Source organism: Natronomonas sp., assembly GCF_046483325.1.
GTDB lineage: Archaea > Halobacteriota > Halobacteria > Halobacteriales > Haloarculaceae > Natronomonas.
In genome coordinates, this window is sequence record NZ_JAWODL010000038.1 from 1 (window position 1) to 25,669 (window position 25,669).

Here is a 25,669-nt window from a genome sequence, read left to right on the forward strand (position 1 = left end):
GGGGAACTCACCTACGCCCGGTACGGGCTCTGGCACTACGTCAAAACGGCGCAACGCGGTACTGACGGGAGAGGTTGCCGACCGTGTAGAATCCATCCTCCACGAAATTGCCGACGAGAAGGGCTTGGACATTCAAAACCTGACTGTCCAGCCCGACCACGTTCACCTATTCGTCAGTAGCCCGCCCAAACACAGCCCATCACTGCTCGCCAACTGGTTCAAGGGCATTTCCTCACGGAAATACAACCACCGCCACGCCGACCACGACGGCGAGAAAATTCGGTGGGCACGCGGCTACTACGCCGGAACAGCCGGGCACGTCTCCAGCGAAACTGTCGAGAACTACATCAACCGGCACAAGGAGGCCGAAGCGTGACCGAACTCACGAAAACGCTCGAACTGAAGCTTGTGGACCCGAACGTCCACAAGCGGCAGAAGCTTCGTGAGACACAGGACGCGTACCAGCAGGCACTTCAGGCCGCCTTCGCCGCTGGCTGTGACACACAGTCAGCCGCCAACGACGTGGTTGTCGAGTACGACCTGAGCGGCTACGCCAAAAACGCCCTCAAGAAGTACGTCCCACAACTCTGTGGGAACAGCTACGATGCCGACAAGCTTCACGACGACCATCCGGTGCGGTTCACCAACGAGGGACTGCAACTTGACCATCAGCCACAGAACGCTATCGAGTGGTACGTCAAAGTCCCACACCACGAGGATTACCACCTCTGGATACCGGCACGCGCCAATCCCGAACAGCGGGAGTGGCTCGAAGCGGTGTACGCAGACGACGCCGAGATGGGTGAAAGTCGGCTGTTCGAGCGGGACGGGACGTGGTATCTCCACATCACCGTTACCCGCGACGTGGAGGACGAATCTGAGGCGTCCGCCGACGAGCGGACGCCGATAGGCGTGGACATTGGAGAAGCGAGTCTCGTCACGGTGTGTCACCGCGACGAGAGCGGTTCTCCTGTTCGCCCCGAACTGTGGGCCGACGACGGCAAGACCGTTCGTCGGCTCCGCAAAACCTACTTCACCGCCAAGCGACGGCTTCAGCAGCGCGGCAGTGAGCGAATCGCGGAGTCCTACGGCGACTCGCTGTGGGACCAGATTGACGATGTGTTCCACCGTGTAACCCGCGAGGTCGTGGCATACGCCGAGTCTGTCGAGAACCCAGTGCTGGTGCTGGAAGACCTGACGTACATCCGCGAGAACATGGACTACGGCGAGGACATGAACCGACGGTTGCACGGGTGGGGCTTTGCCAAGCTCCACGCACAGATTCGCTACAAAGCCGCCGAGAAGGGGATTCCCGTCGAGACGGTGAATCCTCGGAACACATCGAAGGCGTGCCACGCTTGCGGTGAACACGGCTACCGGCCACGACAGGCGACGTTCAGATGCTCGAACGACGACTGCTGGCTCGGTGAGTATCAAGCCGACGTGAACGGGGCGATAAACATTGCAGACCGCTACCGTAGTGGAGAGAGTCACCGCCAAAGCGACCGGACTTCCCGACAGAAGGCCGGTGACGATGACTCGGCTACGGATGGGGCCTCTTTGACCGGGCCACAAGACAGCCACGCCGATGCTGAAAACCAGCAGACGACGCGTGGAACGTATGCGTCTTGAAACCAACAGGCCGCTACACTCGGCCTGAAATCCCGTGGTGGGATTCCTCCGCGTTCACGCGGAGGAGGTCAATTCCCGTTACGCTAACACTTATCTAAGTCCTATTCACATAATCCGGTAGCACATGATACGCACAGGTGTAGATATTGGTGGCACATTCACCGACGTGATCATCTTCGACGAAGCATTGGAAGACATCGAAATAACCAAAACGCCGTCGACACCGGACAACCCCGCTGTCGGCGTGATAAACGGTCTCGAAAAGGCGGCGACACCGATCGAGGACATCGACTTCTTCTCGCACGGGTCGACCGTCGGGACGAACGCACTCATCGAGCGCGAGCTCCCGCGTATCGGCCTCATCACGACGGAGGGGTTTCGAGACGTCCACGAGATCCGCGACTCGACGAAAGACGAACTGTGGGACGCCTACGAGGACGTCGCCGACCCGTACGTGAAGCGGCGCGACCGGCTGGGCGTTCCCGAACGGATCGACGCGAACGGGGATGTCGTCGAACCGCTCGACGAGGACGCCGTCCGTGAGGTCGCACGCATCTTCGAGAAACGCGGCATCGACACCATCGCCGTCTCGCTCATCAACGCGTACGTCAACGGCGAACACGAGCAGCGAATCGCCGATATCGTCGCAGAGGAGCACCCGGACGCCTTCGTTTGTACCTCCCACGAGATCCTGCCGGAGATGTTCGAACACGAGCGCAGTAGCACGACCATCATCAACGCGGCGCTCGTACCGGTCGTTCGGGAGTACCTGACCGACCTCTCGGCGCAACTGGACGAACGGGGCTATCACGGTGACGTACTCGCGATGCACTCGGGCGGCGGCGTGATGACGACCGAGGCCATCGCCTACTACGCGGCCCGGATCGCGAACTCCGGGCCGACGGCGGGGGCCATCGCCAGCCAGTACATCGCGGACCAGTGTGGCTTCGAGAACGCCATCGGCTTCGATATGGGCGGCACCAGCGCCGACATCTCCTTGACCCACGACGGGGACATCGAGATGACCGACCAGTGGTCGGTGGAGTACGGCTACCCGATCATGTTCCCGTCGACCGACATCGAGACCATCGGGGCGGGCGGCGGCTCGATCGCGTGGATCGACGACGGCGGATCCCTCCGCGTCGGACCGCGGAGCCAGGGTGCCGATCCCGGCCCGGCCTGCTACCAGCGCGGCGGTGACGAGCCGACGATCACCGACGCGAACGTCGTCTTGGGCTGGGTCGACCCGACGGCCTTCCTCGGAGGCGACATGGACGCAACGGCCGATCGCGCCCGCGAGGTCATCGAACGGGACATCGCCGATCCGATGGGCATGGATCTGATCGAGGCGACCTCCGCGGTCGAGCAGATCGCCGTCGCGAACATGTGCAACGCCGTCCGACTGGTTTCGACCAGCAAGGGGTACGACCCGCGGGATTTCGCGCTGGTGGCGTTCGGCGGTGCCGGCCCGATGCACGCCGCCCACGTCGCCCAGCAGATGAGCATTCCGAAAGTCATCGTCCCGCCGTATCCCGGGATCAACTCCGCGCTCGGCTGTCTGCTCGTCGACGTCGAGCACGACCTCTCGCGGACCTTCATCGCCGACGCGACGGCCGACGTGGTGACCGAGATGGAGGACGCCTTCGGGGAGATGGAGTCGGAGATACACGAACGGCTCGCCGCCGAGGGCGTCGAGGACGACGAGATGCGGATGGATCACACGGTGAAGATGCGATACAAGGGGCAGTTCCGCTCGCTGGAAGTGCCCTGTTCGCGCCCCATCGACAGTATCGAGACGGTCCGCGAACGCTTCCACCGCAGCCACGAGCGGACCTACGCCTACTCCGACGAGGAGCAGCCGGTCGAACTCTACGGCCTCCACGTCACTGGTCGCGGCGTGGTCACAAAGCCCTCGTTCCCGCAGATAGCGGCGGGCACCGCGGAAGACGCCCACCGTGGCACGCGCGAGGCTTACTTCGAGGAAGCCGGTGAGTACGTCGAGACGGACGTCTACGACCGCGACGCACTCGGGGCCGGGGCCACATTCACCGGCCCCGCGATCGTCGAACAGATGGACTCCACCGTCGTCGTCCCGCCGCAGGTGACGGCCGAGGTGGACGAAACGGGCAACATCATCATCACGGTATAACAATGGCAAAATCACGACCTCAAGCGGATATCGACCTCGACCCGGTGACGTTCGAAGTGCTACGCAGTTCCTTCCGGAACCTCGTCGACCGGATGGCAGAACAGATAGAACGGACGTGCTACTCCTTCGTCATTTACAATCGCGACTTCAGCAACTGCCTGAACGACGCGCAGGGCAACACGGTGATGCAGGGATCGAAGGACATCGCGGTCCACGTCGGCACGCTTCATTACACCTGTAAGGCGACGCTCGAGTACTTCGAGGGCGACATCAACCCCGGCGACGTCTACATGGTCAACGACCCGTATCTGGGCGGCACCCACATCAACGACGTCAGGATCATGCGCCCGGTGTTCCACGATGGCGAACTCATCGCCGTCACGCAGTCTAACGGTCACTGGGCGGACGTCGGCGGGCCCGCGCCCGGCTCGTTCAACATCGAGGCCAACAGCCACTTCGCGGAGGGACTGCGCATCCCACCGGTGAAGATCTGGGACGCCGGCGAGTTCCGCGAGGACGTCGCCAACGTCCTGACGACGAACATGCGACTCTCCGAAGACCGCCTCGGCGACATGCGCGCGCAGGCCGAAGCGACGAAAATCGCGGCCGACCGACTGCTGGAACTCGTCGAGAAGTACGGCGTGGAGACGGTGCTGACCGCCTTCGACGAGTCACAGGACTACGTCGAGCGCATCATGCGCGAGCAGATCCGCAACCTGCCGGACGGGACCTGGCGGACGGAGGATTACATCGACGCCGACCCGCATAAAGAGGAGGGCTTCGTCAGCGTCGACGTCGAGATGACCATCGACGGCGACGAGGTGCACTACGACCTCTCCGGGTCGGACGAGTATATCGGAAACTTCCTGAACGCGACCTTCGGCACTTCCTTCTCGGCGGTCATCGCCGGGACGAAGATGTTCTTCCCGGACGTCCCATTGAACTCGGGGATGTACCGCGTCGTCAGCGCGGAACTGCCGGAAGGAACGGTCGTCGACGCACCGGCACCGATCCCCGTCACGGGGGCGGTCGCCGGCACCTACGAGAAGGTGATGAACGCCATCTTCGAGCTCTGGTCGGAGGTGCTACCCGAGCGCGCGATGGCCGGCGCGTTCAACCTCGAATACCTGCTGGCGGGCGGCAACGACCAGCGGGAGGGACGCGAGGGCCAGGAGTTCGCGTGGTACGACTGGATGGCCGGCGGCTGGGGCGGCCGCGACGGGAAGGACGGTTCGAACGCGACGGCACCGGTGTTCGGTGCCGGACTGGCAGTGCAGTCACTCGAAGGACAGGAGCGTGAAGCGCCACTCCTGACCAGTCAGCACGACATCGTCACCGATTCCGCCGGTCCCGGCGAGTACCGCGGCGGCTGCGGACTGCGCAAGGGTGGTCGAATGCTCGACTGCGAGGGCAGCGTCATCTCGTACTGTTCGGATCGCGCCCGCTCCATCACGTGGGGCATCAACGGAGGGCTCCCCGGTATCCCCCACGGCGTGACGCTCACGCGGGAGGGCGAGGACCCCGAGGAGATGGGTACCGTCTTCTCGAACGTCCCCATCGGGCCCGGTGACGAGTTCGGCCGTCCGTCCTCGGGCGGTGGCGGCTTCGGCGACCCGCTCGACCGCGACCCCGAAGCCGTCGTCGAGGACGTCAAAGACGACTACGTCTCCATCGAACGGGCGGCCAAGGACTACGGCGTCGTCATCGAGGAGGTCGACGCCGACCTCTGTGCGTACGATATGGACGAGGACGCCACCGAGGAGAAACGGGCGTATATCCGACAGAACCGCGACGACTGGCTCGAAGCGGATCCCGAGGACATCGCACGGCGCTACCGCGACGGCGACCTCGACGGACTCGATTTGATCCGCAGATACGGCGTCATCTGCGATTGGTCGAACGGCGAACTGCTCGAACGGACGACCGAGCAGTTCCGCGAGATGCTCCGGGACAGAGCAGCGAGCGAGTGGAGCTAGACTGCCCCCGATAGCCACCCGCTTTCGACGACCGAAGCACATAGTATCCCCACGACGGAATGGCCGTCTATGGGCGAACTCGAACTCGTCGTCGACGACACCGTACTGACCGCCGAACTGTTGCCGGAGCGGGCGCCCGAGTCTGTCGCCGCCGTCCGGGCGTTCCTCCCGCTGGACTCCGAACTCATGCACGTCCGCTGGAGCGGACACGCGACGTGGGTCAACATCGACGACCTCGATCTCCCGGAGCTTCCGCGCGAAAACCACACCGTGTATCCGTCCTACGGCGACCTGTTGCTGTACCCCGGGTACAAGAACGAACAGGAGATCCTCGTCCCCTGTGGCCCGACCTGTTTTAAGAGTCCCGCCGGCGAGCTCGCGGGCAATCACTTTGCGACGCTGTCCGCCGACCGCGACCGCCTCGCCGCGCTGGAGGAGAGGACGCTTCGGGACGGCGCACTCGATATCACGATCCGGTTGGCCGACTGAGCGAGGCACCTTCTACCGCAAAAACGACCGTGTCGCGTGACTACTCGGCGCGCCGTTGTGCCGTCGCCGCCTCGTCGACCGTCAGGTCGTCCGTCAGGACGACCCCGTACACGCGTTCCGCGCGCGCTTTGCTGAGGAGGTCGTCCCGAACGTCCTCGCGGACAGCCTCGGGGTCTCGCGCCTCGGGGTCGCCCCAGCCGCCGCCGCAGGGGCCGATCGTCTGGAGAGACTGCCCCGCGTCCATCCGCTTGTTCGACATCTTCGAGCGGGGCGTCGACTCGTCGATTTCGTCCTCGACGATGACCGCGCCGGGCGTGCCGTCGTGGCCGCCGTCGAAGCCCCACGGAGGGTACTTGCTACCATCGCCCTCGATGGAGACGCGCCCTGCCGTCTGGAACTCCATCTCGCGAATGGCACCGATACCGCCGCGGTGGGTGCCAGCCCCCTCGACGTCTTCTCGCAGTTCGTAGCGATTGACCCGGAGCGGGTAGTGGCTCTCGATGTCCTCGATGGGGTTGTTCCGCGTGTTCGCGTACAGCGTGTCCACCGCGTCGAGGCCGTCCTTCGTCGGTCGCGCTCCGTAACTCCCGGATGTGATGTCCATGTACACCCAGTACTCGTCGTCCTCGGTCACGCCGCTGTACGTACAGATCTTCAGGTTGCCGATGCCCGCGCAGGTCTTCTCGGGGACGACCCGTGCGAGCGCCTGCAGCGTGAGGTCGGCCAGTCGGTTCCCCGGGCAAAAGCGCGCGATGGTCGGCGCCGGGAAGCGGGGGTTTGCGATGCTGCCAGCCGGCGCGTGGACGTGAATCGGCCGGGTTATGCCGTGGTTTTGCGGGACGAGCTCGAACTCCTCCGTATCGAGCAGCGTCGAGCGGATCACCAACAATACGGCGGGAACGACTGTTCCCTCGAAGGGCATGTTTATCGGTCGGCCGTCGACCTGGTCGGCACACCGCGAGAGGTCCACGTTGATGTCCGAGCCATCGATCTCCAGATCGACCGCGAGGAGGATGTCCTTCTCGCGCTCGTCGTCCGAATCCAGGAAGCCGTCGATGTAGCCCTCCGCGGAGTAGGTGCCGTCGGGCAGCGCTTCGATCTCATGGCGGAGCATCCGCTCGGAGTAGTCCATCATCGCCTGGCCGGCCAGTTTGACGGTGTCGTGGTCGTACTCGTCGAAGAGGTCGTGAAGCCGGTCGGCGCCGACCCGAGCGGCGGCGATCTGTGCTTCGATATCGCCCATGACCATGTCGGGGACCCGGATGTTGTCCTCGATGAGTTGCCAGGCGGTGTCGTTGCGCTCGCCGCCCTCGATTATCTTCACCGCATCGAGACGGACGGACTCGCTGTAGGCGTCGACGGTGTCGATGATGCAGGTACCGGGCTTGTCCGCTCCGACGTCGAGGTGATGCGCCGTCGTCACCGAAAAGGCGGTGAGATCACCGTCGCGGAATACGGGGATGACGACGGCGAAATCGGGAGCGTGGCTCGCGCCGTAGTAGGGATCGTTGTGCAGGATCACGTCCCCTTCTTCGAACGTCGCGCCGCGTTCTTCGAACAGGTCGACGACGCCCCGGACGTAGGCTGGAATCGGCCCCATCTGCAGCGGCGTGCTGTCGGTCTCGGCGATCTGTCGGGCCTGTTCGTCCAGGATCGCACAGCCGAAGTCCTCCGATTCGCGAATGATCGAGGAGTAGGACATCCGCGTGAGTTTGTGCCCCATCTCGTCGCAGATGTTGACGAGACTGCCGCTGATGACGCGCTGTCTGACGGGGTCGATGTGGTCCTCCGGGTCGTCGACGCGGTTCCGCGGGCTGGTCTGATCGAGAACGGTGCGGTCGGTTTGGGTGGTCTTGCTCATATATATCACTCCGTGTTGACGAGTTCGATGTCGCCGTACTCACGCACCGTCGCCCGGAAGTCCGGCGGGACGATGAGCGTCGAGTCCTTCTCGCCGACGATGGCCGGCCCCTCAACGACGTGACCGGTGCGCAGGTCCGTTCGGTCGTAGAACGGCGTGCGATGGCTCCGGATGTCGCCACCGACGCTGAACTGTACCTCTTCCCGGGCGAGGACGTGCTCGGAGCTGTCCGTCGACTTCTCCGGGACAGAAACGAGGTCCGAGGAGGGAATCCCGCCGTAGCCGGTGACCCGTTCGTTGACGATTTCGACGGCGTTGTCCTCGAAACTGTGGCCGAACTCCGCTTCGTGGGCCCGGTCGAAGCGCTCGCGAATGGTCGCCAGCGCGTCGAGATCGCCGTCGGTCCCGACGGGAATGTTGAGTTCGTACCCCTGTCCCTCGTATCGGCAGTCGGCGGTCATTTCGATCGTCATGCCCGCGCGATCGATACCGTCCGCGCGGAGTCGTCGTTCCGCGGCCGCGATGAGATCGTCGTAGTTCGTCTGTACCTTCGCGTGGTCGGCGTCCTCGACGAGCGTAAACTCCGTGTTGATGTAGTCGTACTGGAGGTCCGTCGTCGACAGACCGACCGCCGAGAGGACACCGGGGTTGGCCGGAACCAGCGTCCGCTCGACGCCGAGTTCGCGGGCGACGTCCGCGGCGTGCATCGGGCCGGCACCGCCGAACGCCACCAGCGTGAACGCGCCGGGGTCGCGTCCCTTCTGTACGGTCTTCGCCCGGATGGCGTTCGCCATGTTGTTGTTGACGATGTCGAGCACGCCCAACGCCGCGTCGACGGTGTCCATCTCGAGCGGCTCCGCGACGTGTTCAGTCACGGCCTCGGTCGCACCGCCCGTATCGAGTTCCATCTCCCCTCCGAGGAAGAACTCCTCGCGGATGCGTCCGAGTGCGACGTGCGCGTCGGTCACCGTCGGCTCCGTCCCGCCGCGGCCGTAGGAAACCGGGCCCGGAATCGCCCCGGCGGATCGGGGCCCGACGCGGAACGCCCCACCCTGGTCGACGTGAGCGATCGAGCCGCCGCCCGCGCCGATGGTCTCGATGTCGATCATCGGTGCCATCACCGGATAGCCGCCGATCTCCGTCTCGCGGACGTTCGCCTCCACGATGTCACCGTCGTCGATGATGCCGATGTCGGCGCTCGTCCCGCCCATATCCAGCGTGATGGTGTTGTTCGGCGACTCCGTCGGGGTGTTGGCGTCGCTGCGCCACTGCCCGCCGAGAACGCCCGCCGCCGGCCCCGAAAAGAGCAGCGAGACGGGCTTTTCGACGACGATCTCCTCGGTCGCGATGCCGCCGTTCGACTGCATGATATGCAGTTCGGCATCGATATCCATACCCGAGAGTTGTTCTTTGAACCGGCTGATGTAGGCGGCCACGGGCGGACCGATGAAGGCGTTCATCGCGGTGGTGGTAAAGCGCTCGAACTCGCGGAACTGCGGATACACCTCGCTGGACGCCGTCGCGTACGCCTCGGGGTACTCCTCCTCGACGATCTCCTTGGCTCGCTGTTCGTGGTCGTCGTTGAGATACGAGAACAGAAAGCAGACAGCGATGGCGTCCACGCCGTCGGCGCTGAGTTCGTCGACGGCCTCACGGACGGCGGTCTCGTCCAGTTCCGTCTCGACGCTGCCGTCCGGCGGGACGATCCGTTCCGGAACCGTCTTTCGGTGACGGCGCTCGACCAGCGGTTTGTCCTGCCAGGGGATGTCCTGTTGTATCGAGTAGTTCTGTGGCCGCTGGTGGCGACCGATGTGTGTGATGTCGCGGTAGTTCTCCGTCGTTATCATCCCCGTCTCGACCCCGTCGTGTTCCAACACCGCGTTGGTCGCGATGGTCGTCCCGTGGAGGACGTAGTCGATGTCGCTCGGGTCGGTCCCGGTCATCTCACACAGTTCCCGGATGCCGGTGAGCGCACCCTCCGATGGGTCCGCCGGCGTCGTACTCACCTTGTGAATCGTCTGTGCGTTCTGGACGTTGTCGACGAGATAGAGATCGGTGAACGTGCCACCGATATCGATCCCCAAAATCTTCATTGTTAGCTATTCTCCTCCGGACAGATTATCAGCGTTATGGTTCCCTGCACTGGTGTGATTCGGCAGGCCCGTTTACACTAACAGTTATTGAGACGGACCGATAACCGTTCACACAGAGTATGACCATTCGAATCAAGGCGATCAACCCGAACACGACGCTGGAGATGACCGAGAACATCGGGCGGCAGATACGTCGATACACGAGCGACGACGTCGAAGTCGAAGCCGTCTCGCCGGAGAAAGGCCCGATCAGCATCGAATCCTACTACGACGACTTCCTCGCGGTTCCCGGCGTCTTAGAGGAAATACTGAGTGCCGACGACGACGTCGACGCGTTCATCAACGCCTGCTGGGGCGACCCCGGCATCGACGCCTGTCGGGAGGTCACGGAGAAGCCGGTCGTCGGCATCGCCGAAGCGTCGATGTACACCGCCAACATGCTCGGCGCGAACTTCTCCGTCGCGACCATCCTCCCGCGCGCACGTGACTTCATCGAAGAGCGGATCAAAACCACGGGACTGTGGGGCCAGTGCGCCTCGGTTCGGTGTACCGAACTCACCGTCGTAGAGACCGAAGAGACCCGTAACGCCGCCGAAGAAGCGCTCTACGACGCCGCGGTGACGGCCATCGAGGAGGACGGCGCGGAGGCGATCTGTTTGGGGTGTGCCGGCATGGGCGGGCTCGACGAGCCACTCGAAGAGCGCTTGCCGGTCCCAGTCATCGACAGCGTGGCCGCTGCCGGCGTCATCACCGAGGGGATGGTGCGGCTCGGCAAGACGACGAGCAAGATCATGACCTACAAACAGCCGGAGTCGAAGGAACTGAAAGGCTATCCCGACTGGCTGGAGTTCTGAGCGGAGCGACTACCGACGACCGATAGCGTCGTCGACGCCAGGTCGTCTACCCGCGCTTTCATCGAAATCCGCCTGGATCGCCGTCTGCGTCGATAGAACAGAGCGGAACGAATCACCGGGATCCGATCGTGGACCCCATTTTCAGCCGGCGCATAACCGACGGAGTGCTCGGTCACTGCACGCTATCGACGAACGCTGCGATCGGCACGCGCGAGTGTCGTAATATATAATTCACTACCCGTGCAATCGTATGGCATGGTCGTGATAGATATCAACTGCGATATGGGAGAGAGCTTCGGCAACTACACGATGGGCAACGATGCGGCCGTGATGCCCTTCATCACGTCGGCGAACATCGCCGGTGGGTTCCACGCCGGCGACCCTCACGTGATGAACGAGACCGTCGAACTCGCGGCCGAGCACGGCGTCGGCGTCGGCATCCATCCCGGACTGCCGGACAAGATGGGATTCGGTCGCAGAACGATGGACGCCACGCCCGAGGAAGTGCGCGACTACGTGGTCTACCAGCTCGGCGCGCTCCGGGCCTTCGCGGACGAACACGGCGTCACCTTCCAGCACGTCAAGCCCCACGGCGCGATGTACTCGATGCTCTCCGAAAGCGCAGACCACGCACGGGCGGTCATGGAGGGTATCCTCGAGGTCGACGACGACCTCATCTACCTGGCGACCGACAGCAACATTTACCAGGTGACGGAGGAGTACGACGACCTCAGGGCGGTGTTCGAGGGGTACGTCGACCTCGAGTACCGCGCCGACCGGAGCCTCATCGTCGAACAGGAGAAGGGAAGCCGCGATCCGGAACTGGCCGCCCAGCGCTTCGTCGACATCGCCACGGAGGGACACGTCGAGGCTGCGAACGGCGAGATGATAGACGTGCCCGCCGAGAGCATCTGCATCCACGGCGACGGGCCGAACCCGGTAGAACTGCTCGAAGCGATCCACGACGCGGTCGACGATCACGATATCGAACTCGCGCCGCTGTCGGAAATCGCCTGAGCGTCACGCGCTGATTTCGTCGAGGGCGCCGCGAAGCGCCTCGATCGTTTCTTCGAGTTGCGCCCGTTCGATGCTCAGCGGCGGCTGGAGGCGCATCACGTTCTTGTGGAAGCCGCCGACGCCGATGATGATGTGCTCGTCGCGGAGATGCTCGCTGACCTTCTTGGCGTACTTCGGGGCCGGCTCGGGGGACACGCCCATCGGGCCGGTGTCGCCGTCGGGATCGACCAGTTCGAGACCGCGCATCAGTCCCAGCCCGCGGGCCTCGCCGACGACGTCGTACTCCGACTCCAAGGCGGCGAGTTCCCCGTCGAGCCAGCCGCTCTGCTCGCGTGCGTTGTCGACGAGGCCGTCCTGCAGGGCATCGATGGTCGCGTTTGCCGCCGCGCAGGCGACGGGGTTACCGCCGAACGTCGAGAGGTGATCGCCGGACTCGAAGGCGTCGGCGATCTCCTCGGTCGCCGTGAAGGCACCCAGCGGCAACCCGTTGGCGATGCCTTTGGCCTGTGGCATGATGTCCGGGACGATGTCGTAGTGATCGACGCCCCACATCTCGCCGGTGCGACCGTAACCAGACTGCACCTCGTCGACGATGAGCAAGGCGTCACGCTCGTGGGCGATCTCCTGAACCCGCTCGAGCCACCCCTCCGGCGGCACGACCAGCCCGGCTTCACCCATGAGGGGTTCGACGACGACCGCCGCGAGGTCGTCGGCGGTGTGGGTGTCGATGACTCGCTGGACGTCGTCGGCGCAGGCGTTCGAACAGGGACCGCCGTCGCACATCTGACACCGGTAGGCATAGGGCGGCGCGGCGTGGGCCACATCGTTGATCGTCGGTGCCATCTCCGATTTGTAGCTCTTGTTGCCCGTCAGCGCGAGGCTACCGAGCGTCCGGCCGTGAAAGCCCATCTCCAAGGCGACGATCTCCTTGCTCCCGGTGTACTTCCGAGCGAGTTTGACCGCACCTTCGACGGCTTCCGTCCCGGAGTTACAGAAAAACGACTTCTTCAGATCCCCCGGCGTTACCTCGGCGAGTTTCTCGGCGAGGTCCGCGACGGGTTCGCTCGGATGGAGGTACGAACAGCCGTGGATGAACCTGTCGAGTTGCTCGTGGGCTGCGTCCACCATCGCGCGGTTGCCGTGGCCGGCGTTGGTGACGGAGATCCCCGAGAAGACGTCGAGATACTCGTTGCCGTCGTAGTCCTCGACGTAACACCCCTTCGCCCGTTTGATGGGAACGTCCAGGGACTTCCAGATGGGCATCATGTACTCGTCGTATGTCGATTCGATGTCCTCGTTCGATGTTGACCGTCGTGTTTGTTCAGACATATGTGGGCACCCGGTCGCGATGACCGTTGTGTACCTAATCAACGTAAGCCAAAATACAAAAAACTACCCTCCGTCAGATCGGCGGATGACGTCGAATCCGTCCGTTTTTCGAAGGCGTCGAAGCGGGATACGTCGGAAGGAGGCTCGTTCGTCGACGACGTTCGCCGTCTCATTGCACCGTCCGGACGGCTCGCCGGACGCGTAACGCTTGCCGGTCACGTCGGAGCGAAACCCACCGGTAATTATATGATTACAACTGCAGAATAGAACGCCTGTTGATGTCAGAATCCAGAATAGAGCGACAATCGCTCCCGTCGCCACGGTACGAGTATGGAGGCGACGACCACATATTCGTCGAGCTTGCGGAGTCGATGAGCTTCTCCGCGAACTTCAAGGCACAAGCCATAACGCAGGAACTCAGAGCGCACGACCTGTCGGGAATCATCGAAATCGCCGCCTCGAACGCATCGTATCTCCTCCACTTCGATCCGGGAGCGATCGCCCCGGACGATCTCATCGAGGAGCTTCGCGCCATCGAAGACGCCATCGACCTTACCGAGTACGCGTGGGAGGCCCGAGTCATCGACGTCCCGGTACTCTACGACGACCCGTGGACCCACGAGACGCTGATGAAGTTCCGCGACCGCCACCAGGATCCCGACGCGACGGACCTGGAGTACTCCGCCCGTATCAACGGCTTCGACGGCCCGGAGGAGTTCATCGAGGCTCACGCGGGCGCGCCACACATGGTGACGATGGTCGGGTTCGTCCCGGGGCTGCCCTGGACGTTCCAGATGGTCCCGCGCGACCAGCAGATCGAGGTACCGAAGTACGTCCAACCGCGCACGGAGACGCCGTCGCGCGCCGTCGGCTTCGGTGGTGCCTTCACCGCCATCTATCCGGTGCAGGGCGCCGGCGGCTACCAGCTGTTCGGCCGGACGCCGGTGGAGGTACTCGACGTCGACCAGCAGCTGAGCGCCTTCAGCGACTCGATGGTGTTGCCGAACCCCGGTGATATCATCAACTTCCGGCGCGTCGATCGCGACGAATACGACGTCATCCGCGAGGAGGTCGAGGCCAACGACTACGAGTACAACATCGAACCGTTCAAGTTCGAACCGGAGGCGTTCTTCGAGCGACCGAAGTCTTACACCGAGCAGATCACGGAGGTGCTCGAGTGATGTTGCACGTCACTGAAGGCGGTCTGTCGACGACGGTACAGGACACCGGCCGGTTCGGCAACTACCACATCGGAATGCCGCCGTCGGGCGCGGTCGACCAGTACGCCCACCGCGTTGGGAACTTCCTCGTCGGAAACGAGGCCGAGGCGGCCACGCTGGAGATGACCTACACCGGCCCGACCATCGAGTTCGACGAGGACGCGCTCATCGCCGTCTGTGGCGCCGACATGTCGCCCGAGCTGGACGGTGAGGCCGTGCCGATGTGGACCGCGGTCGGCGTCGACGCCGGACAGACCCTAGATCTCCAGTTCGCGACCGAGGGAGCGCGCGCGTACCTCGCCGTCGCCGGCGGCGTCGACGTCGACCAGGTGATGGGCAGTCGCGCGACGTACACGCTCATCGGTATCGGCGGCTACGAGGGTCGCGGACTCGAAGCGGGCGATGAACTCCCGATCGGCGACGCGTCCGTCGACGGGTGGGAGGGTGCGACGGTCGACGACGCGTTCATTCCCGACTACGGCGACGACGATCCGATCCGCGTCGTGATGGGACTGTGTGACTACCGGCTGACCGACGAGGGGCGCGACGTCCTGCTCGGAACCGAGTGGAAGATCAGCGACGAGGCCGACCGCGTCGGCTACCGGCTCGACGCCGACGTCGACATCCAGGGTATGTTCCGCGAGCGCGAGCAGCCCTTCGGCGCGGGCACCGACCCGACCAACGTCGTCGACCTCGGCTACCCCATCGGCTCGATACAGATGGCCGGCCAACCGATCGTCCTGATGCGCGACGCCGTCACCGGTGGTGGGTACGCGACCGTCGGCACGGTGATCAGTCCCGACCGCGGCACCCTCGCTCAGGGACGGTCCCACGAGACGGTCACGCTGAAATCGGTTTCCGTCGACGAAGCGCTGGCGGCACGGGAGGCGTGGAACGACCGCCTGGAAACGCTCCGCGATCGACTGCTGGACTGAGCGCCGTCCCGCTGCCCCGACGTGGGATGCTATCGCCGTCCCAGGGGGGAAATTATATAATCGCTCCGAGAGTTGTGACCGGTATCCGAAAATGGCTGAAACTATCACTATCGAAGCACCGATACCAGGCGTATTCTACCGACGACCGGACCCGGACACTCCCGTCTTCGTCGAGGAGGGTGACGAGGTCGAAGCGGGCGAGAAAGTCGCACTCATCGGCGTGATGAAGAACTTCCACGATATCACGGCGGATACGGACGGCGTCGTGGTCGAGTTTCTCGTCGAAAACGAGAGCGAGGTCGAGGCGGGCGACGGGCTCGTGACTATCGAGCCGAACTGACGGGGAGACAGTAGTTATTTAGTCGGCTCGGCCCTCTACCCGGTGTGTTCGACAAAGTCCTCATCGCCAACAGGGGCGAAATCGCCATCAGAATCATCCAGGCGTGTCGCGAACTCGGCGTGACACCCGTCGGGATCTACAGCGACACCGACGAAACCGCGAAACACGTCAGGTTGGCCGAGGAGGCGTACAACGTCGGCGGCTCCGTCGCCCGCAAGAGCTACCTCAACGTCGACGCCATCCTCGACGGCGCTCGCGAGGCCGAGGTCGATGCGATCCACCCCGGCTACGGCTTCCTCGCGGAGAACACGGCCTTCGCGAGCGCCGTCGAGGAGAGCCGGTTCGTGTGGGTCGGCCCGCCAAGCGACATCATGGAGCAGTTCGGCGAGAAGACCAAGGCCAGAGCGTTGATGGACGAGGCGGGCGTTCCGATCGTGCCGGGCACGACGACCCCCGTCGAAAGCGTCGAGGAGATACACGAGTTCGGCGAGGAACACGGCTTTCCGCTGGCCATCAAAGCCGACGGCGGCGGTGGCGGGCGGGGGATGCGAGTCGTCCACCGCGACGACGATATCGACGGCGAGTTCGAGGATGCCCGTCACGAGGCCGAGGCGTACTTCGGCAACCCCGACGTTTATATCGAGCGCTTTCTCGACGATCCGAAACACATCGAGGTGCAGGTGCTCGCCGACGAACACGGCAACGTCCGGCATCTCGGCGAGCGGGATTGCAGCATGCAACGGCGCCAACAGAAACTCATCGAGGAGACCCCCTCGCCGGCGCTCGACGACGAGGAGCGTGACGCGCTGTGCGAACGAGCGCGCGAGGGCGTCGCGGAGGCCGGCTACGTCAACGCCGGTACCGTCGAGTTCCTCTATCAGGACGGCGACTACTACTTCATCGAAGTCAACGCACGCATTCAAGTCGAACACACCATCAGCGAAGTGGTGACCGGCTTCGACATCGTGAAATGGCAACTGCGAATCGCCGCCGGGGAAGAGATCGACTTCGAACAGTCCGCGGTTGAGCCACGCGGGGCCGCCATCGAGTTCCGCATCAACGCCGAAGACCCATCGAGCGGCTTCGATCCGCTCCCGGGAACCGTCGAGACGTACCGTCAGCCTCGGGGGATCGGCGTCCGCGTCGACGACGGCATCGACGAGGGCGACGCTATCGCGCCTTTCTACGACTCGATGTTCGCGAAGTTCGTCGTCGCCGGCCAGTCCCGCGAGGAAGCGATCGAGCGGGGCAAACGCGCCCTCGGCGAGACGACGATCGAGGGCGTGCCGACGACGATCCCCTTCCACCGACAGGTGCTCGATGACGATCGCTTCGTCGCGGCGGAACACTCGACGACGTTCGTCGAAAAAGAGATGGATGTCGAGTAGCCCGCTCAGTGCATCGCGTCGCCACCGTCGGGACTCAACGTCTGTCCCGTGTAATAAGAGCTGTCCTCGCTCGCGAGGAAGACGGCGGTCGGAACCACGTCCTCGACGCGACCCAGTCTGTCCATCGGTAGCTCGGCTTCCTTCGCCTCGCGCCACTCCTCGGAGATGTCCTCGAGCAGCGCCGTCTCGATGGGGCCCGGTGCGATCGCGTTGACTCGCACCGTCGGTGAGACCTCCCGGGCGAGTGCCCGCGTGAACGCGATGACGCCGCCCTTCGCCGCGGAGTAGTGGACCAGCTCTTCGGCCCCCTTGATCCCTAACTGTGAGGCGACGTTGATCACGGAGCCGTTTCCGGAATCCAACATTCCCGGGAGCGCAAAGCGGGTCGTCAAAAAGACCCCGCGCAGGTCGACGTCCATCGTCTCGTCCCACATCTCGACGGGCATCTCCGCGAGTTCGGACTGCGTGAGGATCCCCGCGTTGTTCACGAGCACGTCGACCGTCCCCCACTCCTCCTCGAACCGCTCGAGCATCGATTGAACGCTATCGGCATCGGAGACGTCACCTTCCAGCGCCATCGCCTCGCCGCCGCCGTCGGTGATTTCATCGACGACGTCGAGTGCGACGGCTCGCTCGCCGTCACCCGGCGGATGGTTGACCGCGACTCGCGCACCCGCATCCGCGAGGCCTTCCGCAATGCCGCGACCGATACCGCGGCTCGCTCCCGTGACTAATGCGTTCGCTTCTGGTAATCGAGGCATGAGCCACCCTACCGAGGCCACATAGAAATATGTTCCCAGAAAGATCGTCCGACCCTACGAGGAGGAACTAAAGAAGATGATGAACCCGCCGACCGCGAGCAGTAGCGTCGAAAAGACGGTCGTCACGGCACCCAGCGCGAACAGTTCCGGAGTCGCACGCGTCCCGGCGGCGATCGCGAAGATCTGGATCGGGAGCGTGTTGTCCTGACCGACGAGGAGCAGACCGCGGGTCGCCTCGTTGTACGACAGCGTGAAAGCGAACACGGCGGCACCGAGGACGGTCGGCGCGATCTGGGGAAGGATTATCTCGCGGAAGCGCGTCCAGCGATCCGCCCCCATCACGCGTGCGGCCCGTTCGTTCTCGGCGAGCGTTCGCGGGAACCCGGCCAACAGGACGATGACCGCGAACGGCATCGTCCAGACGACGTGGACAGGCGTCGCCAGCCAGAGGTTTTGCCCGATACCGAGCAGTTCGCTGAGGAACAGTGACGCACCGACCCCGTAGGTGATACCGGGCGTGATGATGCCGAGGATGAGGAGATACAAAAGCCCCCGCTGCCCCCAGAAATCGTACCGATACGCCATTGCGGTCGCCGTCGAGAGGATCGTCGTGATGACTGTGACGACCAACGCGAGCTGGAGCGACCGTATCGTCGCGTCGATTATCGTCTGGTTCTCGAACAGTATCGAGTACCACTCGGTGGTGAATCCGACGAACGGAAAAGTGAGACCGGCACTGTTGAACGAGAAGGCGATCAGCGACAGTATAGGCGCGTAAATATACACGACCATGAACGCGACGAAGGCGATGAGGACGTGCCGCATGTTCAGCCGTTCGGATAATCGTACCAAGGTGGATTTGTGCCTGGTACTACTCGTGGCTTTCGATTCGGTTGCCATTACACTGTGCCAACACGCATAGTGACTTAAAACCGACGGAGCGGGCGAACGTTGGTGTTATACTGCTCGGTTGCTTGGCCATATAGTATGAGTCAGGACGCGGGCAACGACGGCAAAGTGGGGCGAGCACCGCCCGGAATGGAGGGCGCGGAGTTTCCGACTGCGAACATGAACGCGGTTTGGGCCATCGCGGGCGTCGTGGCGTCGACACTCGGCCCGACGCCGCGGGACAAACTCATCGTGACGGCGCTGGAAACGCGTCAAGAGGAGAACCCGGCGAACCCGCCACAGGACGTCTTTACGGTCACGACTGACGGCGCGACGATACTCGAGGAGCTCCCGCTGGAACACGCCATCGCGCCGCTGGTGCGGCGCATGATCGGTCCGGAACGGCCGGGGGACACGGACATCGAGGGGAAGGACATCTACGACGGCGTCACGACGAGCGTCGTCCTCGCGGCGTCGCTCCTCGACGAGGCGAGTGAGCTGATGGAACTGGGCGTCCACCCCACCGATATCAAACGCGGGTACTGGTCCGGGCTAAACGTGGCGACGGAGGCGCTGGCGGAGCTGGCGCGGCCGCTCGATCTGGCGAACCGAGAGCGTGCGGAGGCGATCGCGCGCTCGGCGATGAACGGCAACGACGTCGGCGGCCTCCTCGAGGCGTGGGTACCGCTCGCCGTCGACGCCGTCGAACAGGTCGGCGCACCGAACGGAAAGACGTTCGCGATCAGAACCAAGCGGACCGGCCGACTCAGCGAGTCCCGTCTCGTCGACGGCGCGATCCTCGACCGGAGCGGTCGAGCGGACGATGGGATGCCCAAACGCGTCGAGGACGCGTCTGTGCTCGTCCTGGGCGGACACGGTACCGGCGGTCTCATCGACCCGGCGCTGGAACGGGACTGGTCGGCCGCCAGCGACGAACCGGTCGACCTATCGAAACTCGCGTCGGCGTTCGACGGCCGCCGGGAGGACATCATCTCCGACATCGTCACCGCCGGCGTCGACGTCGTCCTCGCCCGACAGGGGATGGAGCCGGAGTACAGAGCCGCACTCGCGGATCACGGGATCCTCGGCGTCCGTGCGGTCAACCGGCTCAAACTCGCGCAGGCCGCGCTCGCGACCGGCGCGACGATCGTCAACGACGTGACCGACATCAGGGCCGAACACCTCGGATACGCGGGGAGCGTCTCCGAACGGCACCACGACCCGCGTCCCGGCCGTCGACGCACGCGAAAGATGATCGTCATCGAGGGCTGCGACGGCCCGAAGTCTGTCACGGCGCTACTTCCGGGGACGCTCGATCAGGGGGGTGAGGAACTCACCAGACAGCTCAGAAAAGCCGCCGCCGCCGTCGCTTCGGCGGCCGGCCACGGCACGGAGTATTCCGGCTACGTTCCGGGTGGCGGCGCGACGGACGTCGCCGTCGCGCGACGGGTTCGGGACACGGCGACGACTCACGGCTCGAAAGCGCAGTTGGCCGTGGAAGGATTTGCCGACGCGCTCGAGATGGTCCCATTCACCATCGCGAAGAACGCCGGTGACGACCCTCTCGATGCCGTCGCAGACATCCGCGTGAGGCAATCGACCCACGGTGACACCTACGGCTACGTCGTCCCGGAGCGATCAGTCACGGACGTTCTCGATGCGGGGATACTCGACGCACACGCGACCCGCCGCCGGTCGCTCGTCGTTGCGACGCAAGTCGCCAACATGATTCTCGGCATCGACGATGCGCTCGAGGCGCGGTATATGTGGGAGCGTCCCGACCCCGAGGACAAGATTTACGACAAGCGCGCCAAGAATGTCGAAGCCGCGCGCGAAAGCGACGAATAGGGAGTCGTCAGCTCTGTGCGATTTCGGTAATGTCTACGGTTCGCAACAGCGCGTAGACGAAGATGAAGATCATGAGCAACAGCATCATCGACATCGCGGCGGCATCGGGGTACCGCAGTCCGCGGTTCACCGAGTCGTAAATCAGCGTACTGATCGTCCCCTGTCCGCCGCTGAGGAAACTCGGTACCGAGAAGTTACCGATGGTCAGAACGAACGTGAACATACAGCCGATCGCGACGCCCGGCAGGCTCATCGGCAGCGTGACGTGGCGGAACGTCTGGACGGGGTTGCCACGGAGCGTCTCCGAGGCGTCCAATAGGTCCTCGTCGATCTGGGACAGCGAGATGTAGATCGGCGCCGCCATGAACACGACGTAGTTCTGTAGATAGCCGATCCCCATCGACAGCGGCGAGAACAGCAGCACCGAGATCGGTTCGTCGATGATCCCGATCCAGATGAGCACCTGGTTGATTATCCCTGTTCGGCCGAGGATCGGGATGTACCCGATGGTTCGGACGATGTCCGACGTCCAAAACGGGATGACCAGAAACAGCAACAGCAGGATACCCCCCTTTTCACTCAGGTAAAACCGGAGGTAGTAGGCGATCGGGTAACCGAAGACGAGCGTGATCGCGGTCACGATCAGGCCGATCCCGACGGTGAGTGCCGTCGCCGAGAGGACCGTACCCGAGAGGACGGTTTCCGTGTACGAATCCAGCGTGAACTCCCAGATGACCGAGAACGACTCGTAGGTGAGGAAACTGTATATCGCCACCACTCCCAGCGGTGCCAGCAGGAAGACGGTGAACCACAGCACGGTCGGGCCCGTGAGGACGTGGATTTCACCGAGCGACAGGTCTCGGTCGCCGGGCAACAGTTTGTCGGCTGTGCTCATGGCTTACGCACTCGTGAAGTCGCGCCAGCGGTCGGTCATGTAGCTCGCGTTATCGGGCCAGATCTGGAAGAACCCGATCCTGTCGATGCGCTCCTCGATGGGGCCGCTGTCCCGGGTGCTGCCGTCGTCGGACGGCTCGCCCTCCTCGTCCGCCCAGTCGTGTTCGAGCGGATCGAAGAGCGCCGGTTCGTCGATGGGATCGTACGTGGCCTCGCCGTTGTAGGCCCAGTCGTAGTACTCCGGTCCCATCCCGTCGCCGGTGTCGTCGGAGCCGTCGCGGACGAGCTCTTCGTTCGGGTAGTGGGGGACGGAGTACCCGTAGCCCTGAATGAAGCCGGGGAAGGCCGCGCCGTAGTGAACGTCGATGAGTTTCGCGACCTCGTCGTAGTTGTTGCGGTTGGACGCGCCGGGGTTCGTCGGGGAGATACCGCCGTACCAGTATCGATAGCCCTGGTAGCCGTTCTGGCCGGTCTCCATGGTCGCGTAGGTGATCGGCGTTCCCGACCGACGGGTGTCGAGCGCGGCCGGTTGCCAGAGGTCACCGATGACCGCCTCCTCGCTGGCCATCAGGTTGACCGATTCGCCGTACGCTTCCCACGTCGACCGGAACTGCCCGCTCGTCTTCTGTTCGATGAGGAAGTCGATTGCGGCGTCGAGTTGTTCTTCGGTCGGGTTGTTGAGGTCACCCACCTCACCGTCGAGCATCCCGTTGTCGACGAGGTGCATCAGCGCCTGCGGGATGGTGATCGAGGACGTCGAACCGATGATTGCTTCGCCCTCGTATTGGTCGTCGAAGAGGTCGCTCCAGAGGGTCGACTCATCGACGTACTCCGGATTGTAGCCGACCGCGTCGAAGTTGTAAACGTGTGGCGCGAAACGCAGTTCCGTCCGCTCGTCGTCCTGCCACAGGACCTCGTTCACGGTCTCCGTTTGTGCGCCGAGATCGCTGAGACGCTCGCCCGGGTTGGTGAACAGTTCGGACGTGACCTCGGGATCCCACCCGGGGAGATCCTCCGTTGGTACCGGTATGTGGGCATCGTTATCGTTGACCAGGGCACCGGCGCCAGCCGTGTCGAGAGAGAACGCGTCGAAGCTCTCCCGCTCGCCGCCGAGTATGCGCTGCTGGACGGTGGGGATCGTCGCGTTCGTCGTGTCCACGTCGATGCCGGTGACGTTAGTGTAGATTTCTGCCTGCCCGTCTCGAACGGCCCACGCCGGGCCGATCCAAGTGAGCGGGCGTTCGCCGCTGTCGAGCCCGTCGCCATTACCGTTTCCACCGTTCCCGTTACCGTTACCGTTACCGTTGCCGCCGGTGCCGCCGTTGCCGCCGTTACCGCCGTTGCCGCCGTTACCCCCACTGCATCCAGCCATTGCTGCCCCGGCGCCGGCTATGCCGGCGTATTTGACAAACTTTCGTCGCGGAATCTGATCATCAGTCATATTCTTCAACTCACCTTATGTAACATCTCATATTAAGCTTTGGGAGGAGAGCAATATTCAAACATATTCAAACAGACCGGTGGGTGGAACGCGCTCGCCAAATGAGATAAGACCGGATACAAACGACAGCACCAACGGTGCAGAAGTCTCGAACGAGGGGTGAAACGCGAGCGCAAAACCTTCATTACCGGGCTAGATGAAGGAGGGGTATGAGCGCTGAAGTCGCAGTCATCAGCACTGGCGGTACCATTGCCAGCACCCGAGACGAGACGGCGGCGACACCACAAAAGAGTGGTAAAGAACTGATAGCGGCTGTTCCGGAACTGTCCGAGTACGCGACGCTATCGGTTCGTGACATCGCGCAGGTGCCGAGTTTCGATATGGATCTCGACACCATCGCCGACGTCGGCGACGCGGTCGCCGACGTGATCGCCGCCGACGCCGACGGCGTGGTCGTCACCCACGGCACGGACACGATGGAGGAATCCGCCTACGTGCTGGATATAACCCGCGATTTCGACGTCCCGGTGGTGTTTACGGGCGCACAGCGGCGCCCCGATGAGCACAGTCCCGACGGCCCCGCGAACATGCTAGCGGCGGTACGTGCCGCAACGCACGATCGCCTCCGGGCTGCCGGCGGCGTCTACATCGCCTTCGACATGGAGTTACACTCCCCCCGCGACGTGACCAAGTCCCACACGAGCGCGCTCGGGACGTTCGATTCCCCGGACAAGGGACCCGTTGGATCGTTCACGAGGGAGAGTATTCGGTTTCATCGACAGCCAGGGAGCTACAGCGGAACGTTCGTTCCCACGCGGTCGTCCGCGGACGTGCGAATGATCAAGTCCGCGGTCGGTATCGGTTCCCAACAGCTCGACACTGCCGTCGAACAGGGTGTCGACGGCGTCGTCATCGAGGGAACCGGTCTCGGCAATACCACGTCAGCGCTGGGTAACGCGGTCGGCGAGGCCGTCGAGCAGGGGATCCCAGTCGTCGTTACCTCACGGTGTCACGCGGGATCGACTGGCCCTGTGTACGGAACCGACGGCGGTGGGCAGACGCTCGTCGACAACGGTGCAGTCCATGCGGGCGATCTGCCCGCACACAAGGCCCGACTGAAGCTCGCGTTCGCGCTCGAAGCCGTCGACGAACCGCTCACCGCAACGGAGTACTTCTGAACGGTCAGTTCGTGCCAAACGTTTTTGACGGGTGGTTGCGGTCTCTAGTACGTATGCAACGTTTGAACGACCGCGTGGCGCTAGTCACAGGTGGGAGTTCGGGTATTGGAAACGCAATCGCCGCCGCGTTCGGCCGCGAAGGGGCCGACGTCGTCGTGGCCGACGTGCGTCGGGAGCCGAAACTCGACGACGAGCGGTCGGTGTTCGATAAACTGGACGAGGCCGACGCGGAGAGCCTGTTCGTCGAGACGGACGTGACCGACGAGACGGCCGTTCGCGAGGCGGTCGAGGCGGCCGTCAGCGAGTACGGCGGGCTCGATATCCTGGTCAACAACGCCGGGATCTACTACCAGTACGAAGCACACGAAACGCCGACGGAGGAATACGACGCGATTACGAACGTCAATCTGCGCGGCACCTTCCTCTGTAGCAAGGCAGCCATCCCGGAACTGAAAGACAGCGAGAACGCGAAGATCATCAATCTCTCGTCGATATTCGGGCTCGTCGGAGGGGGCTCGAGCGCCGCGTATTGCGCGTCGAAAGGCGGCGTTTCGAACCTGACACGGCAGATGTCGCTGGACTACGCCGACGACGAAATCAACGTCAACGCCATCGCACCGGGGATCATCAAGACTGCACAAAACGTCGAATGGCGCGAGAACAACCCGGAGATCGTCGCCGACTGGGAGGCGAAGACGCCGTGGCCGCGGTTCGGCGAGCCGGAGGACGTCGCAGCGGTCGCCGTGTTCCTCGCGAGCGATGAAAGCGATTTCATCACGGGGGACATCCTGAGCGTCGACGGCGGCTGGACGGCACAGTAGACCAAGCGTGACAGCCAACGTTATGCGAGTGAAATACCTATCACCGAGCGAAACCAACGATTTAATACATGATTGAAACCATCCTGATAGCCGTCGAGGACAACGAAACGCGCATGCGACCGGTAGTCGAACACGCGGCAGAGATCGCCAGCGGTCTCTCCGCCCACGTCGTTTTGTATCACGTGTACGAACCTGACGAGTTCAAAGACTTACTGTCGGCACTCGATTATGAATCGGCGGATCCCGCGGAGATGGCTCGACAAAACGGGACGATCGAACTCGCGGCGGACATCCTGACAAAGGCAGGTGTGGACATCTCGGTGGAGGCCTCGACGGGGACGGCTGACGAGGAGTTGGTATCCTTCATCGGGACACACGACATAGACCACGTGTTCGTCGGCGGCCGAAATCGCTCGCCGGCCGGGAAGGCGATCCTCGGGAGCGTCTCACAACGGATCATGCTCGGCACCGACGTGCCCTGTACGCTGGTCAGATAGTGGCGATACTCTCGCCTAACCACAACAACTAATATACGCCGTCGCGCTTTATATTCGT

General features: G+C 63.5%; 22 protein-coding genes. 15 read left to right on the forward strand and 7 right to left on the reverse strand.

The window, feature by feature from the left end; translation table 11 throughout:
• From tnpA to R6U53_RS10390, 5 genes are all read left to right on the forward strand, one after another.
• A partial coding sequence (tnpA, locus tag R6U53_RS10370) for an IS200/IS605 family transposase (RefSeq protein WP_410322289.1) occupies window positions 1–376 on the forward strand: 376 nt, incomplete at its 5' end.
• Window positions 373–1,632: an RNA-guided endonuclease InsQ/TnpB family protein gene (locus R6U53_RS10375; RefSeq protein ID WP_410322290.1), complete on the forward strand. Its 1,260-nt coding sequence runs from the start codon at window positions 373–375 to the stop codon at window positions 1,630–1,632. The genes tnpA and R6U53_RS10375, both read left to right, overlap by 4 nt.
• Window positions 1,633–1,756: 124 nt before the next feature.
• Window positions 1,757–3,781, forward strand: coding sequence for a hydantoinase/oxoprolinase family protein (locus R6U53_RS10380; RefSeq protein WP_410322291.1), 2,025 nt, complete (start codon window positions 1,757–1,759; stop codon window positions 3,779–3,781).
• A 2-nt stretch (window positions 3,782–3,783) separates the two neighbouring features.
• Window positions 3,784–5,757, forward strand: coding sequence for a hydantoinase B/oxoprolinase family protein (locus R6U53_RS10385; protein ID WP_410322292.1), 1,974 nt, complete (start codon window positions 3,784–3,786; stop codon window positions 5,755–5,757).
• Window positions 5,758–5,826: 69 nt separating this feature from the next.
• The gene (locus tag R6U53_RS10390) at window positions 5,827–6,246 is read left to right on the forward strand and encodes a DUF3830 family protein (RefSeq protein WP_410322293.1); all 420 of its coding nucleotides are present in this window, start codon (window positions 5,827–5,829) and stop codon (window positions 6,244–6,246) included.
• 40 nt (window positions 6,247–6,286) lie between these two features.
• Here R6U53_RS10390 and R6U53_RS10395 read toward each other — a convergent pair whose 3' ends face one another.
• Both R6U53_RS10395 and R6U53_RS10400 read right to left on the reverse strand, forming a co-directional pair.
• A complete protein-coding gene (locus R6U53_RS10395) occupies window positions 6,287–8,107 on the reverse strand; it encodes a hydantoinase B/oxoprolinase family protein (RefSeq protein ID WP_410322294.1) in 1,821 nt (606 codons plus the stop codon).
• A 5-nt stretch (window positions 8,108–8,112) separates the two neighbouring features.
• Window positions 8,113–10,200 carry a hydantoinase/oxoprolinase family protein gene (locus tag R6U53_RS10400; protein WP_410322295.1) on the reverse strand — a complete coding sequence of 696 codons (2,088 nt, stop codon included), beginning with the start codon at window positions 10,198–10,200 and terminating at the stop codon, window positions 8,113–8,115.
• Between the two features lie 119 nt (window positions 10,201–10,319).
• Here R6U53_RS10400 and R6U53_RS10405 point away from each other — a divergent pair, with 119 nt between their 5' ends.
• Together R6U53_RS10405 and R6U53_RS10410 are read left to right on the forward strand one after the other, a co-directional pair.
• Entirely contained in the window at window positions 10,320–11,054 is a 735-nt protein-coding gene (locus tag R6U53_RS10405; protein ID WP_410322296.1) for an aspartate/glutamate racemase family protein, read from the forward strand.
• A gap of 255 nt (window positions 11,055–11,309) precedes the next feature.
• Complete coding sequence (locus R6U53_RS10410) at window positions 11,310–12,071, forward strand: LamB/YcsF family protein (protein ID WP_410322297.1); 762 nt, start codon at window positions 11,310–11,312, stop codon at window positions 12,069–12,071.
• A 3-nt stretch (window positions 12,072–12,074) separates the two neighbouring features.
• On the opposite strand, the gene R6U53_RS10415 is transcribed toward R6U53_RS10410, so the two are convergent.
• Entirely contained in the window at window positions 12,075–13,400 is a 1,326-nt protein-coding gene (locus tag R6U53_RS10415) for an aspartate aminotransferase family protein (protein ID WP_410322298.1), read from the reverse strand.
• A gap of 278 nt (window positions 13,401–13,678) precedes the next feature.
• On the opposite strand from R6U53_RS10415, the gene R6U53_RS10420 reads away from it, so the two are divergent.
• From R6U53_RS10420 to R6U53_RS10435, 4 genes are all read left to right on the forward strand, one after another.
• Window positions 13,679–14,581: a 5-oxoprolinase subunit B family protein gene (locus tag R6U53_RS10420; RefSeq protein WP_410322299.1), complete on the forward strand. Its 903-nt coding sequence runs from the start codon at window positions 13,679–13,681 to the stop codon at window positions 14,579–14,581.
• Window positions 14,581–15,555, forward strand: a complete 975-nt coding sequence (locus R6U53_RS10425) for a biotin-dependent carboxyltransferase family protein (RefSeq protein WP_410322300.1) — start codon at window positions 14,581–14,583, stop codon at window positions 15,553–15,555. Before R6U53_RS10420 ends, R6U53_RS10425 begins: the two co-directional genes overlap by 1 nt.
• A 91-nt stretch (window positions 15,556–15,646) precedes the next feature.
• Window positions 15,647–15,895: an acetyl-CoA carboxylase gene (locus tag R6U53_RS10430; protein WP_410322301.1), complete on the forward strand. Its 249-nt coding sequence runs from the start codon at window positions 15,647–15,649 to the stop codon at window positions 15,893–15,895.
• Between the two features lie 44 nt (window positions 15,896–15,939).
• Window positions 15,940–17,283, forward strand: coding sequence for an acetyl/propionyl/methylcrotonyl-CoA carboxylase subunit alpha (locus R6U53_RS10435; protein ID WP_410322302.1), 1,344 nt, complete (start codon window positions 15,940–15,942; stop codon window positions 17,281–17,283).
• 5 nt (window positions 17,284–17,288) lie between these two features.
• On the opposite strand, the gene R6U53_RS10440 is transcribed toward R6U53_RS10435, so the two are convergent.
• Together R6U53_RS10440 and R6U53_RS10445 are read right to left on the reverse strand one after the other, a co-directional pair.
• The gene (locus R6U53_RS10440; RefSeq protein ID WP_410322303.1) at window positions 17,289–18,044 is read right to left on the reverse strand and encodes an SDR family NAD(P)-dependent oxidoreductase; all 756 of its coding nucleotides are present in this window, start codon (window positions 18,042–18,044) and stop codon (window positions 17,289–17,291) included.
• Between the two features lie 54 nt (window positions 18,045–18,098).
• Complete coding sequence (locus tag R6U53_RS10445) at window positions 18,099–18,944, reverse strand: ABC transporter permease (protein ID WP_410322304.1); 846 nt, start codon at window positions 18,942–18,944, stop codon at window positions 18,099–18,101.
• An 87-nt stretch (window positions 18,945–19,031) separates the two neighbouring features.
• On the opposite strand from R6U53_RS10445, the gene R6U53_RS10450 reads away from it, so the two are divergent.
• Window positions 19,032–20,780: a TCP-1/cpn60 chaperonin family protein gene (locus tag R6U53_RS10450; protein WP_410322305.1), complete on the forward strand. Its 1,749-nt coding sequence runs from the start codon at window positions 19,032–19,034 to the stop codon at window positions 20,778–20,780.
• A 7-nt stretch (window positions 20,781–20,787) separates the two neighbouring features.
• On the opposite strand, the gene R6U53_RS10455 is transcribed toward R6U53_RS10450, so the two are convergent.
• Both R6U53_RS10455 and R6U53_RS10460 read right to left on the reverse strand, forming a co-directional pair.
• Window positions 20,788–21,675 carry an ABC transporter permease gene (locus tag R6U53_RS10455; RefSeq protein ID WP_410322306.1) on the reverse strand — a complete coding sequence of 296 codons (888 nt, stop codon included), beginning with the start codon at window positions 21,673–21,675 and terminating at the stop codon, window positions 20,788–20,790.
• 3 nt (window positions 21,676–21,678) lie between these two features.
• Window positions 21,679–23,115, reverse strand: coding sequence for a spermidine/putrescine ABC transporter substrate-binding protein (locus R6U53_RS10460; protein ID WP_410322307.1), 1,437 nt, complete (start codon window positions 23,113–23,115; stop codon window positions 21,679–21,681).
• Between the two features lie 209 nt (window positions 23,116–23,324).
• Here R6U53_RS10460 and R6U53_RS10465 point away from each other — a divergent pair, with 209 nt between their 5' ends.
• From R6U53_RS10465 to R6U53_RS10475, 3 genes are all read left to right on the forward strand, one after another.
• Window positions 23,325–24,293 carry an asparaginase gene (locus R6U53_RS10465; protein ID WP_410322308.1) on the forward strand — a complete coding sequence of 323 codons (969 nt, stop codon included), beginning with the start codon at window positions 23,325–23,327 and terminating at the stop codon, window positions 24,291–24,293.
• Between the two features lie 53 nt (window positions 24,294–24,346).
• The gene (locus R6U53_RS10470; protein WP_410322309.1) at window positions 24,347–25,114 is read left to right on the forward strand and encodes an SDR family NAD(P)-dependent oxidoreductase; all 768 of its coding nucleotides are present in this window, start codon (window positions 24,347–24,349) and stop codon (window positions 25,112–25,114) included.
• A 68-nt stretch (window positions 25,115–25,182) separates the two neighbouring features.
• On the forward strand, window positions 25,183–25,611 hold the full coding sequence (locus tag R6U53_RS10475; RefSeq protein WP_410322310.1) for a universal stress protein: 429 nt from the start codon (window positions 25,183–25,185) through the stop codon (window positions 25,609–25,611).
• The last annotated feature ends 58 nt before the right edge of the window (window positions 25,612–25,669 follow it).

Excerpts from the sequence above, each read along its gene's own strand:
- R6U53_RS10380 (WP_410322291.1), top strand. The coding sequence starts at position 1,757 with ATGATACGCACAGGTGTAGATATTGGTGGCACATTCACCGACGTGATC.
- R6U53_RS10385 (WP_410322292.1), top strand. The coding sequence starts at position 3,784 with ATGGCAAAATCACGACCTCAAGCGGATATCGACCTCGACCCGGTGACG.
- R6U53_RS10390 (WP_410322293.1), top strand. The coding sequence starts at position 5,827 with ATGGGCGAACTCGAACTCGTCGTCGACGACACCGTACTGACCGCCGAA.
- R6U53_RS10395 (WP_410322294.1), bottom strand. The coding sequence starts at position 8,107 with ATGAGCAAGACCACCCAAACCGACCGCACCGTTCTCGATCAGACCAGC.
- R6U53_RS10400 (WP_410322295.1), bottom strand. The coding sequence starts at position 10,200 with ATGAAGATTTTGGGGATCGATATCGGTGGCACGTTCACCGATCTCTAT.
- R6U53_RS10405 (WP_410322296.1), top strand. The coding sequence starts at position 10,320 with ATGACCATTCGAATCAAGGCGATCAACCCGAACACGACGCTGGAGATG.
- R6U53_RS10410 (WP_410322297.1), top strand. The coding sequence starts at position 11,310 with ATGGTCGTGATAGATATCAACTGCGATATGGGAGAGAGCTTCGGCAAC.
- R6U53_RS10415 (WP_410322298.1), bottom strand. The coding sequence starts at position 13,400 with ATGTCTGAACAAACACGACGGTCAACATCGAACGAGGACATCGAATCG.
- R6U53_RS10420 (WP_410322299.1), top strand. The coding sequence starts at position 13,679 with ATGTCAGAATCCAGAATAGAGCGACAATCGCTCCCGTCGCCACGGTAC.
- R6U53_RS10425 (WP_410322300.1), top strand. The coding sequence starts at position 14,581 with ATGTTGCACGTCACTGAAGGCGGTCTGTCGACGACGGTACAGGACACC.
- R6U53_RS10430 (WP_410322301.1), top strand. The coding sequence starts at position 15,647 with ATGGCTGAAACTATCACTATCGAAGCACCGATACCAGGCGTATTCTAC.
- R6U53_RS10440 (WP_410322303.1), bottom strand. The coding sequence starts at position 18,044 with ATGCCTCGATTACCAGAAGCGAACGCATTAGTCACGGGAGCGAGCCGC.
- R6U53_RS10445 (WP_410322304.1), bottom strand. The coding sequence starts at position 18,944 with ATGGCAACCGAATCGAAAGCCACGAGTAGTACCAGGCACAAATCCACC.
- R6U53_RS10450 (WP_410322305.1), top strand. The coding sequence starts at position 19,032 with ATGAGTCAGGACGCGGGCAACGACGGCAAAGTGGGGCGAGCACCGCCC.
- R6U53_RS10455 (WP_410322306.1), bottom strand. The coding sequence starts at position 21,675 with ATGAGCACAGCCGACAAACTGTTGCCCGGCGACCGAGACCTGTCGCTC.
- R6U53_RS10460 (WP_410322307.1), bottom strand. The coding sequence starts at position 23,115 with ATGACTGATGATCAGATTCCGCGACGAAAGTTTGTCAAATACGCCGGC.
- R6U53_RS10465 (WP_410322308.1), top strand. The coding sequence starts at position 23,325 with ATGAGCGCTGAAGTCGCAGTCATCAGCACTGGCGGTACCATTGCCAGC.
- R6U53_RS10470 (WP_410322309.1), top strand. The coding sequence starts at position 24,347 with ATGCAACGTTTGAACGACCGCGTGGCGCTAGTCACAGGTGGGAGTTCG.
- R6U53_RS10475 (WP_410322310.1), top strand. The coding sequence starts at position 25,183 with ATGATTGAAACCATCCTGATAGCCGTCGAGGACAACGAAACGCGCATG.